14 protein-coding genes are annotated in these 15411 nt (G+C 67.7%); 7 read left to right on the top strand and 7 right to left on the bottom strand.

Features of this window, described 5'->3' with window-relative positions; translation table 11 throughout:
* Positions 1-26: 26 nt before the first annotated feature.
* On the top strand, positions 27-1667 hold the full coding sequence (locus tag ABD974_RS04445; protein WP_345302086.1) for an XVIPCD domain-containing protein: 1641 nt from the start codon (positions 27-29) through the stop codon (positions 1665-1667).
* A 108-nt stretch (positions 1668-1775) separates the two neighbouring features.
* On the opposite strand, the gene ABD974_RS04450 is transcribed toward ABD974_RS04445, so the two are convergent.
* Positions 1776-2201: a hypothetical protein gene (locus ABD974_RS04450; protein WP_345302087.1), complete on the bottom strand. Its 426-nt coding sequence runs from the start codon at positions 2199-2201 to the stop codon at positions 1776-1778.
* 169 nt (positions 2202-2370) lie between these two features.
* Between ABD974_RS04450 and ABD974_RS04455 the strand changes: the two genes are divergently transcribed.
* Entirely contained in the window at positions 2371-3912 is a 1542-nt protein-coding gene (locus ABD974_RS04455; protein WP_345302088.1) for a hypothetical protein, read from the top strand.
* A 995-nt stretch (positions 3913-4907) separates the two neighbouring features.
* Entirely contained in the window at positions 4908-5063 is a 156-nt protein-coding gene (locus ABD974_RS04460; protein WP_345302089.1) for a hypothetical protein, read from the top strand.
* A 124-nt stretch (positions 5064-5187) separates the two neighbouring features.
* Here the strand turns inward: ABD974_RS04460 and ABD974_RS04465 are convergent, their stop codons facing one another.
* Positions 5188-5709, bottom strand: a complete 522-nt coding sequence (locus tag ABD974_RS04465; RefSeq protein ID WP_345302090.1) for a fasciclin domain-containing protein — start codon at positions 5707-5709, stop codon at positions 5188-5190.
* A gap of 455 nt (positions 5710-6164) precedes the next feature.
* Here ABD974_RS04465 and ABD974_RS04470 point away from each other — a divergent pair, with 455 nt between their 5' ends.
* From ABD974_RS04470 to ABD974_RS04480, 3 genes are all read left to right on the top strand, one after another.
* Positions 6165-7775, top strand: coding sequence for a GH-E family nuclease (locus tag ABD974_RS04470; RefSeq protein ID WP_345302091.1), 1611 nt, complete (start codon positions 6165-6167; stop codon positions 7773-7775).
* A 20-nt stretch (positions 7776-7795) separates the two neighbouring features.
* On the top strand, positions 7796-8116 hold the full coding sequence (locus ABD974_RS04475; protein WP_345302092.1) for a thioredoxin family protein: 321 nt from the start codon (positions 7796-7798) through the stop codon (positions 8114-8116).
* A gap of 295 nt (positions 8117-8411) precedes the next feature.
* Complete coding sequence (locus ABD974_RS04480) at positions 8412-8777, top strand: EF-hand domain-containing protein (RefSeq protein WP_345302093.1); 366 nt, start codon at positions 8412-8414, stop codon at positions 8775-8777.
* Between the two features lie 158 nt (positions 8778-8935).
* Here ABD974_RS04480 and ABD974_RS04485 read toward each other — a convergent pair whose 3' ends face one another.
* From ABD974_RS04485 to ABD974_RS04505, 5 genes are all read right to left on the bottom strand, one after another.
* The gene (locus tag ABD974_RS04485) at positions 8936-9862 is read right to left on the bottom strand and encodes a dienelactone hydrolase family protein (protein WP_345302094.1); all 927 of its coding nucleotides are present in this window, start codon (positions 9860-9862) and stop codon (positions 8936-8938) included.
* Between the two features lie 31 nt (positions 9863-9893).
* Complete coding sequence (locus ABD974_RS04490; protein WP_345302095.1) at positions 9894-10364, bottom strand: tRNA (cytidine(34)-2'-O)-methyltransferase; 471 nt, start codon at positions 10362-10364, stop codon at positions 9894-9896.
* Between the two features lie 52 nt (positions 10365-10416).
* Entirely contained in the window at positions 10417-11175 is a 759-nt protein-coding gene (locus ABD974_RS04495) for a hypothetical protein (protein ID WP_345302096.1), read from the bottom strand.
* A gap of 51 nt (positions 11176-11226) precedes the next feature.
* Entirely contained in the window at positions 11227-11469 is a 243-nt protein-coding gene (locus ABD974_RS04500; protein WP_345302097.1) for a hypothetical protein, read from the bottom strand.
* Positions 11470-11593: 124 nt separating this feature from the next.
* Positions 11594-12319, bottom strand: a complete 726-nt coding sequence (locus ABD974_RS04505; protein ID WP_345302098.1) for an SDR family oxidoreductase — start codon at positions 12317-12319, stop codon at positions 11594-11596.
* Between the two features lie 167 nt (positions 12320-12486).
* Between ABD974_RS04505 and ABD974_RS04510 the strand changes: the two genes are divergently transcribed.
* Positions 12487-15366: a M16 family metallopeptidase gene (locus tag ABD974_RS04510; RefSeq protein WP_345302099.1), complete on the top strand. Its 2880-nt coding sequence runs from the start codon at positions 12487-12489 to the stop codon at positions 15364-15366.
* The last annotated feature ends 45 nt before the right edge of the window (positions 15367-15411 follow it).

Below are 15411 nucleotides of genomic sequence, written 5' to 3' on the forward strand. Positions count from 1 at the left end.
TCCACCGCAGGCGAAGGAGTTGCGACATGGGCGGCGTGAACGAGAAGACCCTGAAGAGCGGCAACAAGGTGCATCTGGCGAGCTGGGAGCATCTGACGCCGCCGGACCACGGCCTGGATCTGCAGTCGAAGCGCTGGAACGGCAGCAGTTCGCGCGATGACATGCGGTTCTACGATTCCACCATCGAATACATGCGCAACGACTGGGCCACCCGGAACATGCGCACGGTGCACGCGAATCTCGACGGCAAACAGGTGCTGCTGTTCCACAGCCCGACCACCGACACCTGGCACACCACCGATGCGCTCGACATCGACCACAAGACGCCGTGGAAGCAGCACCTGCTCGGACTCGGCGTGAACAACGGCGCCGACGCGCTGATGGCCTACAACGATGTCGGCAATCTGCGGATGCTGCCGTCGGTGCACAACCGCGCCCGCGACAGCGCCGACGATCTCCTGCGGCAGCATGGGCAGGATTCCCCGCAGTGGAAGGAGTGGGTCAGGGAGCGCTTCGCGTTCGACAACAGCCTCCAGATCCGCGATTTCGATCCCGAGACCGACGGCGCGCGGCGCACCAAGACCACGCTCAACCAGACCTGGACCGAGGAGAACACGCGCTCCGAACTGAAATTCGACAAGAAGGTGGTCGAGCAGTGGTTCGAGAGCGAGCTGAAGCGGCAGTATGCCGGCAGCGTCAACATCGCCAGCGACGACGGCAAGACGAAGTGGGAAGTGCCGCTGTTCCGCTGCGCCGCGACCGGGCAACTGGTGACCCGCGACGCGTTCGACATCGATCATGTGGTGCCGTTCGAACAGCTCAACAAGAAGATGCTCGAACTGCATCCGAACGGCGTGAGCAAGGCCGACGCCCTGAACGCCTACAACGACACCAGCAACCTCCGCCTGGTGGGCCGCAGCGCGAACAGTTCGCACGAATGGGAGATCGTCCAGGACGGCGGCTATCGCGACAAGGTGGCGCCGAAGATCCGCGGCGAGTTCGACGGTTTCATCGAGAAGAGCGGCCCGATGGATCCGCAGGTGCAGCAGCGCCTGCGCGAGACGATCGTCGAACTGCGCGTGGGACAGCAGATGATGACCGAGCGCCATTGGGCGCAGACTCACGCGCCGTCGATGCAGCCGCCACCGCAGAACCTGCACCAGGGCATGCCGCAGCCGGTCGGCCCGCTGCTCAGCCATTCGAGCCACACCGACCATCCGATGTACCAGAAGATCCTGTCCGATCTGACGAAACTCGACCCGCAGCAGCAGGTGTTCAGCGCCGAACAGCGCGAGACCATGGCGTCGTCGCTGGTGGTGATGGCCAAGCATCACGGCATGACCGGCATCGATCGCGTGCAGGGCTTCGACGATCACGGCAAGGCATCGATCAAACTCTCGTTCGACAACGGCGGCATGTCCGCGCCGCAGATGACCTGGCTGTCGGTCGAAGAGGGGCTGAAAAACCGCTCGGTGACCGCGAATACCGGTGCGCTGGAGCTGATGGCGCACCATCGTCATCAGGTGGCGCAGTCGCTCAACGCGCAGCGGTCGCAGAGCGTCGACGTGCAGTTGCCGCCGCCGAACGATCCGGGCCAGACCGGTCAGAACCCGCAGGGTCAGACCCCCTCCAACCAGGGCCAGGGCGGCCCGCCGCGGCATCTCTGAGCGCCTGTCTGAAAGGTTTCCATCGCAGCGGCCTGATCTGTCGTCGCGCCCACAGGGGTTCCGATCAGGCCGTCGTACCCATGCCATCGGAACCTCTCGATCGGGGTTTCAATCGTCGGCGCTCCCGAAGCGGACCCAGCGTTCCGCGCTCACGGCGTCGGCGAAGATCCGCACGTTGATGCCCAGCGAACGCGCGAAGATTTCGCCGTGTTCGACCGCAGGCATGAATGCCGCGGTCGGTTCCACCACCGCGATGCGCTCGAAGACCCCATGCAGGTCGCGGAAGGCGTGCGCCAGCGCGGCCAGCTCTTCCGGCGTGGCCGGGCGTCCCTTCTTGCGGTCGATCACCAGCAGTTTGCGGCAATGGCGCTCGCGTCCCGTGCGCACGATCTCGCGCCAGTACGCCAGCCGCACCGGCTGCGCATCCACGTCGCCATCGACCTGAACCTTGAGGATATCGTCCTCGACCGCGCAGGCGAGCCGATAGGCCGGCTCGGCGGTCGGCGGCAGGTCCGTGCTGCGTTCATCGTTCATGCGCCATCTCCCGACGTGCCGGGAGCATACCCCGCCGCGATGCATCGTCGGCGCGTGACGGGCGTGTGATCGTTTTCACGGTCGACGGCGCCGCATGTGCCATGCTTGCCGGCGGTGATGCGGGGGGGCGCACCGACCGATGTTTTCGTCACGAGATCAGGAGCCTCCCATGTCGCTGCGTTCGCTCGCGTCGTCCCTGCCGATCCTCGCCGCGCTTCCGCTGGCGTTCCTGTTGCTGCCCGGTGCCGCGGACGCGCGGACCTGGACCGTCGGCCCCTCGGGCCGGGATTACACCCAGCTGGCCATCCTGTTCAGCGGCAACGATCTGGCGCCGGGCGATATCGTCGAGGTCGACGGCAACGCCACCTACGGCAGCGCGATCGTCGGCGAGAACGATGGCGGCGCGCCGGGCAATCCGGTGATCATCCGCTGGCGCCGCGCCGGCGGCGGCAGCCGCCCGGTGCTGCAGGGTGGCGTCAACACGATCAAGTTCCAGCGCTCGAACCACGTCGTGTTCGAGGGCTTCGAAGTGCGCGGCGGCAGCAACACCTGCGTGTTCAGCGAAGCCCACGACGTCACCGTGCGCGACGCGGTCATCCATGCGTGTCCGGGGCACGGCATTCTCGGCGCGGACCTGAATTCCGGATCGTTCACGCTCGAATACAGCGAGGTCTACGACGCCGGCTCCGGCAGCACGCGCCACCCGATCTACATGCAGTCGGACGAGATCGCATATCCGGGTTCGGTGTTCCGCATGCGCTACAACTACGTGCACGACGGCAACGGCGGCAATCTGCTGAAGAACCGGCACGAACGCGCGGAAATCCATTCGAACTGGTTCGAGGGATCGGTCTATCAGGAGATCGAGCTGATCGGCCCGGACTGCGAGACCCAGGCCGCCGGCTGGACGCGCGCGACCAAACGCGAGGATGCCGAGCTGCTCAACAACGTCATCGTGCACACCTCGACCAGTTGGCCGAACGCGATCCGCATCGGCGGCGATCTCAACGGCAGCAGCGACGGCCGCGTGCGCATGGTCGGCAACACCATCCTGTTCGATCGTCCCGGCGCGGGGACTGCGGTCTACGTGCAGCTCGGCGCGGGCAGCGTGGAGATGCACAACAACGCGATTCACCAGACCGGCAGCACGGCGCCGGCGATCCTGCGCGAGAACACCAGCGCCGACACGCCGGTGTGCGCGCCCTTCACCACCGCGCCGTGGAGCGGCGGGCGTCGTGTCGCCGGCAGCCGCAACTGGGTGCAGTTCGCCGCGACCGACGTCCCCTCGGAATGGAAGGACACCCTCAAGAGCGGCGATCCGGGCTTCCGCGACATCGCCGCGCGCAATCTGCGTCCGCGCAGCAACAGTCCGCTGCGCAACGCAGGCCTCAACCGGCCGCCATCGCCGGCCAATTTCCCGATGCCATGGTCCTTGCCCAAGGTCGTCTACGACCCGCCGCTGCGTGCGCGACTCGCGATCGGCGATCAGCGCGCGCGCATTCCGCAGGGGTTCTTCACGGTCGATATCGGCGCGCTGGAAGAGGTGGACATCGACAGTCTGATCGGCCCGTTCGCGTTGCCTGGCGCGTCGCCGCTGTTGCCACCGCGGTCGCGGCCGATCGTCGCACCGACAGCGGTGCCCGCGTCTCCGATTCCGGCGAAGCCGCGCTGCGATGCCGTCTGCGTACGCCTGCGCGGATCGAGGCGGTAACGCCCGGCAAGCGGCTCGATTGATCTCCTTCCGGGGATGTGTTCAGGTATGCGGCGAGTCTGTGGCAGGGGGATGCCATGAACGATCGAGAGACACCTCCCGATCCCGTCGAGCGAGGCATCGAGGACCTCGCATGCTGAGCCGCCTGCGCCGGCTGTTCGGCGGCGGCGGGCCGACGCCGACCACCGCGACGCTCGCGGAAGAATTCGCGCCGGTGGCCATGCACTGGTACGACGGCACGCGGTTGCCGCTGCCGGTGTGGGAAGCGATCGCGATGCCGCCGGATGCCGGCGCATCGCCTGCCGACCGCGATGCCTTCCGTACCGCCGCCGCCGGTCATTGGCTGCGGGCCATGGCGGCCCGACTCGGGCGGGGATACCGGATCCATGCGTCGACCGACTTCCTGTTGCTGTCCGCGCTGGACGACCGCCCGGTGGAGGTGTTCCTGCAGTTCTGCCAATCGGTACGGCGAAGGATCGTGCGCAATCTCGGCGGAATCGCGGTCGCACGCAGCGACGGCAAACATGTGGTCATGGTGTTCTCCGACGAAGACACGTATTACGACTACATCAGTCATTACTACCCGGACGACGGCGGCGAATACGCGATGTCTTCGGGCATGTTCGTGCACGGCGGTTACGGTCATTTCGCGCTGTACGCGGGCGCCATGGAAGAAATGCAGCCGACCATCGCCCACGAGCTGACCCATTGCCTGTTGTCGCATCTGCCGATTCCCGCCTGGCTCAACGAAGGCCTGGCGGTGAACACCGAGCATGCGTTGTTTCCGCGTCTGGGCGATCCGAGCTACGCGCTCTATCGTCCGGAGGAGATCCGGGCCAAGCATGCCGCGTTCTGGAACGAGGACACCATCCAGGAATTCTGGTCGGGAAAATCCTTCCTGCGCGCGGACGACGGCAACCTGCTGTCCTACCGATCTGGCCAAGCGCATCGTCGCCACGGCGGCGCGTGCGGAGGATGCCTTCCGCGCCTTCGTCGTGGACGCGGACCGCCGCGACGCCGGCCTGTCCGCCGAGACCTGGCTGGGGCATCCGCTGGAGCATCTGGTGATCGCGATGCTGGGCCACGGCGACTGGCGTCCGGATCCGTCGCGCTGGCGCGAGGGCGTCGAGGGCGGCCAGTTCCGGGGCTGATGCCGAAGCGAACCGCTGTCGGCGGACCTCCGGTGCGGACACGACAACGGCAGGGCGAACCCTGCCGTTGTTGTTTGTTGCTTGTTGCTTGTCGCGGGATGTTGTCGCGACGCGGCGACCGGGGTCAGACGACGGCGGCGGTCGGCAGATTGACCTTGTCGATGCCGTGGATCACGCCGTTGCTGCTGCCGAGGTCGCTGTCCGTGACCTGCGCGCCGTCGATGCTGAACTTGCCGTCGGTCAGTTTGATCGGCGCGGATTGGCCGTGCATGGTGCGGGCGGAGTCCCACTTGCCGATGTCGGCGGCGCTCTTGCGGCCGGTCAGCACGTGGTACTTCAGCACCGAGGCCAGCTCGGCCTTGTTTTCGGGCTTCATCAGCGAATCGAGCTTGCCCGCGGGCAGCTTGGCGAAGGCCGCATCGGTCGGCGCGAACACGGTGAACGGGCCGGGGCCGCGCAGCGTCTCGGCGAGTCCGGCCTGTTCGACCGCCTTCGCGAAGGTGTTGTAGGACCCCTGGCCGGCGGCGGTGTCGAGCAGGTTCCTGTTCTGCGTGGCGGCCGGAGCGGCGTCCTGCTTGATGTCCTGGTGGGCGCTCGGTGCGGTGCCGGCGCCGGTGATGATGGATGTCTTGTTCTGGGTATTCATCTGGAATGTTCTCTCTTGAGCGATCGACGGCGCATCGCGGAGCGCGATGGCTGCGGATCGAAGGCGGCTTGAGCCGCGAATCCCGTGTCGAACGGGCGTCGAAGACGCGCATGGTCGACGGGAGCAATGGCCCGGTGCGGAGTAGGGGGGGAGTGACGCGGCGCGACCGGGACGGTGGCAGCGACCCTGCGTCGCTGCGTGATGAAACCATACGCTTTCGATTGTTAGCGCAGCGTAATGTCGGCGCCGACATCGTCGTGGGCCGGCGCCCGCGCGACAAGTCCACGACACCGCCGCGACACCGCCGCGACACCGCCGCGACACCGCCATGACCGGCGACCCGTGCCGCCTGCTGCCGTGCATGGCATCATTGGGATCGCGATTTCCGGGCCGCCGCCGAGCCCCGGACCGATCGCCGCGAGCATCCCCAAAGAAGGACCGACGAGGAAACGACCATGCCGACCGATGACGTCGAACTCTTGAGCGGTTACACCGTCAAGATCGCCCATACCGACGATTTGCAGCCGACGCAGCACGGCGAGGGCTACGACAATCAGTGGAAGCAGACCAAGGGCCGCACCGGCCTGAGCTTCTACGATTCCACCGTCGATTACATGCGCAACGAATGGGTCGAGATCCCGGGCAACATGCGCAGCGTCGAGGGGACCATCGAAGACAAGAAACTGCTGCTGTTCTTCGACGAACGGACCCGGACCTGGAACTCGGCCGAAGCCCTGGACGTCGACCACAAGCAGCCGTGGCTCGAACATTTCCACGAGCTCGAAGGTTGGTCCAAGAGCGACGCGATGCTGTGCTACAACGACGTCGACAACCTGCGCATGGTGTCCGCCACCTACAACCGCGCGCGCACGTCCGCCGACAAGATCCTCGACGCGCACACCGCCGACTCGCCCGAGTGGCGCGACTGGGTCGAGAAGAAGATGCGGTTCGACGTCGACAAGGACTATCCGGCCTACGACGTCGCCACCGATGGCACCACCCGCAACAAGAAGACCACGGAAGCGGAGTGGACCCAGGGCGTCGATCGCGAAGGCCTGAACTTCGATTCCGGGATCAAGAAGGTCTGGTTCCAGCACGCCCTGAAGGAAGCCTACGCCGGCGAGGTGACGATTCCCGACCCCGACCACCCGGACGACCGCAGCCGCGATCATTCCGTGCAGTTGTTCAGGTGCGGCGCGACCGACCAGTACGTGACGATGGGCGGCATCGACATCGACCACAAGGTCACCTTCGCCGAAAAACTCGGCGACATGCTGGAACAGAATCGGCTGCAGCGCGAACAGGCCGAGTTGCTGGGTCTGGATCCGGTGCCGCCGATCACCAAGGCGCAGGTGCTGGATCTCTACAACGATCCGGAGAACCTGCGCCTGGTGTCGCGTTCGGCCAACAGCTCCCACGAATGGGAGGTCGGCCTGGATGGCCAGTTGTACGATCCGGTCTTCGACGACTACGAATACGCCACCGAAGAGCCCAAGCCGGTCGTCGAGGACGACGACGAGGCGCCGATCCAGTACGAGGACGATGCGCCGCAGGTCAATCTCAAGAAGCGCGGGCGCGACGATCCGCTCGCGCCGAAGCCCAGCCAGGACGACGACCACGCACCGGAGCCGGTCACCAAGCGCGAAAAACCCGTCGACGATCCCTCGGCGATCGACCCGCGCGAGGCCGCGCTGCTCAACCTGCAGGGGCGCGATTTCGACATGTACCAGAAGATCGTCGGCGAGATCGGCAAGCTCGATCCGACCGAGACCGGTCCGCTCACCGACAAGCAGCGCGAGAACCTGGCGATGTCGCTGGTCTCCTACGCACGCCAGGGCGGGCTCAACCAGGTCGATCACGTGGTGACGTTCAACGAGACGGGCCGGCATCCGATCCTGTTCGCGGTGCAGGGGCCGCTCGAGGAGGACACGGGCAAGGTCTGGTTGCCGATCGATCGGTTCAAGCATCAGCCGATGGAAGTGACCGCGCAGTTGCTGGCGGATCATCCCTCGCCGGTGAAGGAAGAGCCGCAGCATCTGCGGACGACGAACCCGCAGCATCTCTGACGCCTCCCCGGAGAACATCCGTGTCCTATACCGCCGCCTATGCCGATCGCGAACCCGCGCGCAGCGACGTCGATGCGCTGCCCGGCATCACCGTGCTGGAATTCGGCGCCCCGTGGTGCCCGCACTGCATCGGCGCGCAGCCGCTGATCGAACATGCGCTCGCCGGGCGCGACGATGTGCGCCATCTCAAGATCGAGGATGGCCCGGGGCGTCCTCTGGGGCGTTCCTATCGCATCAAGCTGTGGCCGAGCGTGCTGGTCCTGCGCGACGGCGAAGAGCGCGCGCGTGCGGTGCGGCCGACGACGCAGGACGAGGTCGCACGCCTGCTGGTCGAAACCTGAGCCGATCCGGTTGCGCGATGCGTGCGATGCGGAAATCGTCGCGCACGCATTCGTGAAGGTTGTGTAGCGTTCAGCCCTGCGTGCGGCCGCGACGTTCAGTTTTTGGCGCGCGAAGCCCGTCGTTGCGTGCGCGCCGCCGCGCGCCTAGCGCGTCTTTCTTCCGCATGGGTTAAGGCCGCGTTGCGTTCACGTTCGCGCAGAAGATTCGATTCATGCGCGGCCTCGCATGGTGGATCCCGATGGACACCGCAGCACGGGTGTCGATCTTTCCCCCAAGACTCCGGAGTACACCGCCATGCAGAAGCGTTCCGATCTCATCATTCCCGGCCTGAGCCTGGCCTTCGCCGCGATCTTCGCCGCCTCCACCGCCTCGGCGCAGACCACCGAACCGTCCCAGCCCCCGACCACGGATGCCGCCGATCAGGCCGCGTCGCAGCAGAGCGCCACCACCGATGCGGCCGCGCCGCAGAAGAAGTCCTGGTCCGATCTCGACATCGACAAGGACGGCAACCTCAGCAAGAACGAGGCCGCCCCGATCCCGGCCTTGCAGGCGGTGTTCGACAAGGCTGACGCCAACGCCGACGGCGCGCTGACCGGCGACGAGTACAAGACCTATCTCGCGGTCAACGGCCAGCCGTCGCCGGCGAAGCCGAAGAAGTAAGCCGGGCGCGACACGCGCATCCTTCCCCCACACGGTCGGCGGACGAAGCGCGTACCGCCGGCGCGAAACGGAGATCGCGTTGACCGTTCCCGCCGCTGCGGGACCTGCTGCGCATGGAGATCACGGACGGTCTCCATGCGCGGGTGCATGCATTCGATTCAGCTTCCCCGCACGCGCGGTTTGTGTACGTCGCGCAGTCGACGTTCGAACAACGCCAGCGTTTTCGACCAGGCGTCGCGCGCGGCGTCGGCATCGAAGCGCGGCGTCGTGTTGTTGTTGAAGCCGTGCTGGGTGCCCGGCGGGCGCAGCAGCGCGTAGCGCACGTCGGCCGCGTCCAGCGCTGATTCATAAGCCGGCCAGCCGGCGTTGATGCGCTCGTCGTTGTCGGCCAGCACCACCAGCAGTTCGGCCTTGATTTTCGGCACGTCCGCGAGCGCTGGCGCGCTGCCGTAGAACGGCACCGCCGCGTCCAGATCCGGTAGCCGCGTGGCCAGCAGATTCGCGATGCCGCCGCCGTAGCAGAAACCGACCACGCCCAGACGCCCGTTGCCGTCGGCGATGCCGCGCAGCATGCCGGCCGCGGCGACGAAATCCTCGCGCGTTTTCGTCTGGTCGAGCTTGGCGAACAAGGCCCGCGCCGCATCTTCGTCGCCCGGGTAACCGCCGAGCGGGAACAGCGCATCGGGCGCGAAGGCGATGAAGTCCGCCAGCGCGAGCCGCCGCGCGATGTCCTCGATGTGCGGGTTGAGCCCGCGGTTCTCGTGCACCACCAACACCACCGGCAGCGGTCGACGGATCTTCGCCGGCTTCGCCAGATAGCCGCGGCCCTTGCCGTAGCCCTGCGGCGAATCGAACTCGACATAGGCCGTCGACAGCCGCGGGTCGTCGCCCGCGACCTCCTGCGCAGCCGCGAACTGCGGACTGAGCGCGGCGAGCAGACCGGCCGCGGTGGTCGCCCCGACCGCGAAGCGCGCGGCGCCGAGGAGAAATCCGCGCCGGTCGATCGCGCCGTGCACGTATTGATCGAACAGCCGCAGCACTTCGGGATCGAAGTCGCTGGCCTTGCGCTCGGGAACCTTGGTCATCGGTGGCGTCCTGTGCGGGGGTGGATGGAATTTACGTGAAATCCTGCTGGCGCCAGGCTTCGAACACGGTCACCGCCACCGCGTTCGACAGATTCAGGCTGCGGTTGCCCGGCCGCATCGGCAGGCGCAGACGCTGGCCGTCCGGAATCGCGGCGAGCACGTCGTCGGGCAGGCCGCGGGTTTCCGGCCCGAACAGGAAGGCGTCGCCGGGCGCGTACGCGATCGCATCGTAGCGGGTGGCGTTGCGCGTGCTCAGCGCGAACAGCCGCGGCGGCGCCCCGTTCGTCTCCGCGATCGCGGCCAGCGCGGCGTCGAGATCGTCGTGCACGCGCAGCGTGGCGTACTCGTGATAGTCGAGGCCCGCGCGCCGCAGCTGCGCATCTTCGAGGGTGAAGCCGAGCGGACGGATCAGATGCAGCCGCGCGCCGGTGTTCGCGCACAGGCGGATGACGTTGCCGGTGTTCGGCGGAATTTCGGGCTGGTAGAGGAGGACGTCGAACATGCGTCGTATTGTGCCGCGCTTCGTCGCGGCCGCGCGCTCAACCGGCGCGCGCTCAACCGCCCGGCGCGCAGTCCGCGAGCGGCTGCGCGGCCGCGGCCTGCCAGCGCTGCGCGTCCACCGGCCGCGGCGCCTGCGGGAAATCGATCCGCGCTTCGATCTGCCCGCCGCGCGCGTCGCGGATGTTGGTCGGGCCGATGAAACGGCGGAGGCGCTGGTCGTCGGCGCCGTATTCCACGCGGATGCTCGAGGCGACCACGCCGAGCAGGCCCTCCAGCCGCAGTTCGAAGCGATGGACGCGGTCGCCGTCGGACCCGCGGGTGCCGGCACTGCGGACCTTGAACGGCAGGCTGCGGCCGAAGGCGGGGATCGCGAACGACAGCGGCTGCGGTCGTCCCGCGGTGAGCTGCGGCCAGCGCTGGCGCAGGAATTCGTCGAAACCGGCGTCGGCCACCAGGGGCGTTTTCGTCGCGGCCAGCGGCTTCGGTGCATCGCGGCCGCTCCACACCAGGGTCCGGCCGCCCTCGCGCCGCAGGCCTTCGCGATAGCCGCGCGCATCTTCCAGCTCGAAGGCGGGCGCCAATGCGGATTGCCGGTAATCCACGCGCTTGCGCGCGAAGGCGACGCCGTTCGCGCAGCGATACAGCACCAGCCGTTCGGTCGGTCGGTCGCCGTCGCCGCGGATCAGATGGATCTCGCGATACAGCAGGCGGCCGTCGTCGGGATCGCGGGCATCGCCTTCCAGCGCCAGCATCGACGCCTGCGCGGGCAGGGCGGCCAGACAAAGCATCAGTACGGCGGGATGTGAGGTCATGCCCGATCTTACGGGCATCGCGCGCGTCCGGATGCGCGGCCGCGTCGCGGCTCAGCGCGGATCGTCGTCCTTGCGCGCGCCGCTCAGGTCGAGCGGTTCGCGCGCGGATTCGCCGAAGGTGATCTTGCCGCCGGTCTCGCGCTCGCAGCGCTTGGCCACCGGTTCGCCTGGCCGATCGGGACGGCTGGCGCAGAGCGGGTCGGCATCGACCGACGCGTTGGTGTCGCGATATTCCACCGAGCCGCAGCCCGCGAGGGCGACGACGGCCAGCAATGAGAGCGGAAGGCGGCGCATGCGGGCCTCGGCGATCGCGGGGAGTCCGCGCAGTAAAACCCCGCGGCCACGACGGCGACCGTGCCGGGAGTCATGCGCCGCCGTTGCGGTCAGCCGGCATTCGGCTGCGGCCGGCGTCGGACATTCACCAGACCATCGTCCGTCCGCGCCAGTCGCGGTACGCGCCGCTGTCGTCGGGGCCCAGCGCATCGATCGTCGCGAGCAGTCCGTCCACCGAGGTGTCCACCGGAAGTTGCGCGCCGTCGCCGCCCATGTCGGTCTGCACCCAGCCCGGATGCAGCGCGACCACGCGGATGCCGCGCGGCTTCAGCGCCTGCGCCAGCTGCGCGGTCGCCATGTTCAGCGCGGCCTTGCTGATGCAGTAGCTGGGATGACGGAAGTCGGCGACGCCGGCGATCGAGCCGAGGTCGGACGACAGATTGGCGACCACGCCGCCGTCGGCCAGCCGCGGCGCCAGCGCCTGGGTCAGCAGCAGCGGCCCGGCGACATTGATGCGGAGGGTGTCCTCCAGCGTCGCCTGGCTCAGTTCGCCGAAGCGTTCGCCCGAATGCAGCACGCCGGCATTGTTCACCAGCAGATCGATGCGGGCGCCGCCGTCCCCGTCCCAGACCAGGGCCAGTTCGCGCGCCAGTTCGGCGCGCGACTTGTCCTGGCCCACCTCCAGCGGCAGCACGTGCAGGCGGCCGGGATATTCGCCGGCGAGGGTGTTCAGGGCGGTCGCCCTGCCGGGCTGGCGGCAGGTGGCGATCACGCGGTCGCCGCGGGCCAGCAGCCGGCGGACGAAGGCCAGGCCGATGCCGCGATTGGCGCCGGTGACGAGGGCGTGCAGGGCCGTGCGGGACGGGCGCATGAGACCTCCGGGCAGTGGGCGGGCGTCTGCCGGGACTTGTGGCCTAGTGTCATGTCCCGGGTGCGGGACTAGCATGCAACGCCGGCCGGGCGCTGTCGAACCGCGCCCCGCCCACCTGTCCGGACGTCTTCCGTCGTCCTTCTCATGACCGTTTCCAGGAGTTCCGCATGTCCATCGCCCGTTCGCGCCGGCCCGCGCTCAAGTTCGGCCTGCTCGCGCTTTCGCTGACCTTCGCGCTCGGCGGCACCCTGTCGCTGGTTCCGCTGGATGCCCAGGCCGCCAGGCCCGCGCGCAGCGCCGATGTCGACATCCCCTACCAGCAGTTCACCCTGCCCAACGGCCTGCGCGTGATCGTGCACACCGACCGCAAGGCGCCGATCGTGGCGGTGAACATCTGGTACCACGTCGGCAGCAAGGACGAGCCCGCGGGCCGCACCGGCTTCGCGCATCTGTTCGAACACCTGATGTTCAACGGTTCCGAGAACCATCCGGGCGAATTCTTCGAGCCCTTCGAACTGGTCGGCGCCACCGACCAGAACGGCACCACCAACCAGGACCGCACCAACTACTTCCAGAACGTGCCGACCACCGCGCTGGACATGGCGCTGTGGATGGAATCCGATCGCATGGGCCATCTGCTCGGCGCGATCGACCAGGCGACGCTCGACGAACAGCGCGGCGTGGTCCAGAACGAGAAGCGCCAGGGCGAGAACCAGCCCTACGGCCAAGTCTGGGAACTGCTCGGCAAGTCCATGTATCCCAAGGGTCATCCCTATCACCACAGCGTGATCGGCTCGATGGCGGACCTCAACGCCGCGACCCTCGACGACGTGAAGAACTGGTTCCGCACCTGGTACGGCCCGAACAACGCCGTGCTGGTGCTGGCCGGTGACATCGATCTGGCCACCGCGAAGGAAAAGGTCACGAAGTATTTCGGCGACATTCCGGCCTCGCCGACGATGGCGCAGCCGAAGGTGGACGTGTCGCCGCTGGCCACCGACAGCCGTTCCTCGATCACCGACAAGGTGCCGCAGGCCCGCATCTACCGCGTCTGGAACGTCGCCCAGGTCGGCACCGTCGACATCGACCGCCTGCAACTGCTGGCGCAGGTGCTGGGCGGCAGCCGCGCCTCGCGTCTGGACCAGCGCCTGTTCTTCAAGGACAAGCTGGTCGACAGCGTCAGCGCCAGCGCCGACTACTCGCAGCTCGGCTCCAACTTCATGATCAGCGCCACCGTGAAGCAGGGCGTGGACCCGGCGATGGTCGAGGCCGCGATCGACGAAGAGCTGAAGAAACTGCTGAGCGAAGGCCCGACCCAGACCGAACTGGATCAGGCGCGCACCGTGTTCAAGGCCGGCTTCATCCGCGGCGTGGAGCGCATCGGCGGCTTCGGCGGCAAGGCCGACGTGCTCGCCGAATGCACCGTCTACACCGGCAACCCGGGCTGTTTCCGCACCAGCCTGAAGACCATCGACACCACCACCGTCGCCCAGGTGAAGGCTGCCGGCAACGCGTGGCTCGGCGCGGGCAAGGGCAGTCACACGCTGGTGGTGACCCCGGGCGAGCGCAAGCCGCTGGCCGAAGAGCCGGCGGTCACTCCGACCGCGCTCACGCTGCCGCCGGTGGATCGCAAGTTCAAGACCAAGCCGACCGGCGTCGATCGCAGCGCAGGCGTGCCGTCGACCACCGAATTCCCGCAGCTGAAATTCCCGTCGCTGCAGCGCGCCACGCTGAGCAACGGCACCCAGGTGATCCTGGCCGAGCGCAAGGGCCTGCCGGTGGTGCAGATGAGCTACCTCTTCGGCGGCGGCTTCGTCGCCGACCAGGGCGGCAAGCTCGGCACCGCCAATTTCGCGATGGGCATGCTCGATGAAGGCGCGGGCGATTACGACGCCATCGCCTTCGGCAATCGCGCCGAATCGCTGGGCGCCAACCTCGGCGCCGGCGCCAGTCTCGACGGCGCCACCGCCGGCCTGTCGGCGCTGAAGCAGAATCTCGATCCGTCGGTGGCGCTGTTCGCCGACATGCTGCGCCGTCCGCGCTTCGACCAGGCCGAAATCGACCGCGTGAAGGCCAACTGGATCGCCGGCATCAAGCAGGAAAAGGCGCGTCCGAACGGCGCCGCGATGCGCGTGCTGCCGCCGCTGCTGTACGGCGCGGGCCATCCCTACGCCATTCCCTTCAGCGGCACCGGCACCGAAGCGTCGATCGCCACGCTCGGCCGCGACGACCTGCAGGCCTACCACGCGAAGTGGGTGCGTCCGGACAACGCCACGCTGCTGATCGTGGGCGACACCACGCTCAAGGAGATCGTGCCGGTGCTCGAAAAGCATCTGGGCGACTGGAAGCCGGCTGGTAGCAGCGTCGCCGGCAACGGCGCGATCGCGCCGGTGGCGATTCCGAAGAAGCCGCGCGTGTACCTGATCGACCAGCCGGGCGCGGTGCAGGCCAACATCTACGTCGGCCAGCTGGTGCCGTCGACGAAGGATACGGGTGCGGTCAAGTTCGACATCGCCAACTCGGTGCTGGGCGGCGAGTTCTCCTCGCGCCTCAACATGAACCTGCGCGAAGACAAGCACTGGGCCTACGGTTCGTACAGCAGCGCCTCCAACGCGATGGGCCAGCGCCCGTGGATGGCCTTCGCCGCGGTGCAGATCGACAAGACCGCCGAATCGATGAAGGAACTGCAGCGCGAGATCGCCGACTACGCCAGCGGCAAGGCGCCGCCGAAGCCGGAGGAAGTCGCCAAGATCCAGTCCACCGAAATCCGCGGCCTGCCCGGTTCGTACGAAACCGCCGGCGCGGTGCTCGGCACGCTCGGCGGCATCGTCCGTTACGGCCGTCCCGACGACTACGTGTTCCAGCGCAAGGCCGAGATCGAGGGCCTGACCGTGGACCAGGTGAAGGCCGCGGCCGCGACCATCCAGCCCGATGCCCTGACCTGGGTGGTGGTCGGCGACCTGAAGCAGATCGAGAAGCCGGTGCGCGCGCTGAAGCTGGGCGAGGTCAGCATCGTCGACGCCGACGGCAATCCCGTGAAGAAGTGAGCCCCGCGGCGGGCGTGTCCCGCCGCGTCGTTCTTGTCGTGTTGC

It is taken from the genome of Lysobacter hankyongensis (genome assembly GCF_039543145.1).
Classification (GTDB): Bacteria; Pseudomonadota; Gammaproteobacteria; order Xanthomonadales; family Xanthomonadaceae; genus Lysobacter_I; species Lysobacter_I hankyongensis.

Excerpts from the sequence above, each read along its gene's own strand:
- ABD974_RS04445 (WP_345302086.1), top strand. The coding sequence starts at position 27 with ATGGGCGGCGTGAACGAGAAGACCCTGAAGAGCGGCAACAAGGTGCAT.
- ABD974_RS04450 (WP_345302087.1), bottom strand. The coding sequence starts at position 2,201 with ATGAACGATGAACGCAGCACGGACCTGCCGCCGACCGCCGAGCCGGCC.
- ABD974_RS04455 (WP_345302088.1), top strand. The coding sequence starts at position 2,371 with ATGTCGCTGCGTTCGCTCGCGTCGTCCCTGCCGATCCTCGCCGCGCTT.
- ABD974_RS04465 (WP_345302090.1), bottom strand. The coding sequence starts at position 5,709 with ATGAATACCCAGAACAAGACATCCATCATCACCGGCGCCGGCACCGCA.
- ABD974_RS04470 (WP_345302091.1), top strand. The coding sequence starts at position 6,165 with ATGCCGACCGATGACGTCGAACTCTTGAGCGGTTACACCGTCAAGATC.
- ABD974_RS04480 (WP_345302093.1), top strand. The coding sequence starts at position 8,412 with ATGCAGAAGCGTTCCGATCTCATCATTCCCGGCCTGAGCCTGGCCTTC.
- ABD974_RS04485 (WP_345302094.1), bottom strand. The coding sequence starts at position 9,862 with ATGACCAAGGTTCCCGAGCGCAAGGCCAGCGACTTCGATCCCGAAGTG.
- ABD974_RS04490 (WP_345302095.1), bottom strand. The coding sequence starts at position 10,364 with ATGTTCGACGTCCTCCTCTACCAGCCCGAAATTCCGCCGAACACCGGC.
- ABD974_RS04495 (WP_345302096.1), bottom strand. The coding sequence starts at position 11,175 with ATGACCTCACATCCCGCCGTACTGATGCTTTGTCTGGCCGCCCTGCCC.
- ABD974_RS04500 (WP_345302097.1), bottom strand. The coding sequence starts at position 11,469 with ATGCGCCGCCTTCCGCTCTCATTGCTGGCCGTCGTCGCCCTCGCGGGC.
- ABD974_RS04505 (WP_345302098.1), bottom strand. The coding sequence starts at position 12,319 with ATGCGCCCGTCCCGCACGGCCCTGCACGCCCTCGTCACCGGCGCCAAT.
- ABD974_RS04510 (WP_345302099.1), top strand. The coding sequence starts at position 12,487 with ATGTCCATCGCCCGTTCGCGCCGGCCCGCGCTCAAGTTCGGCCTGCTC.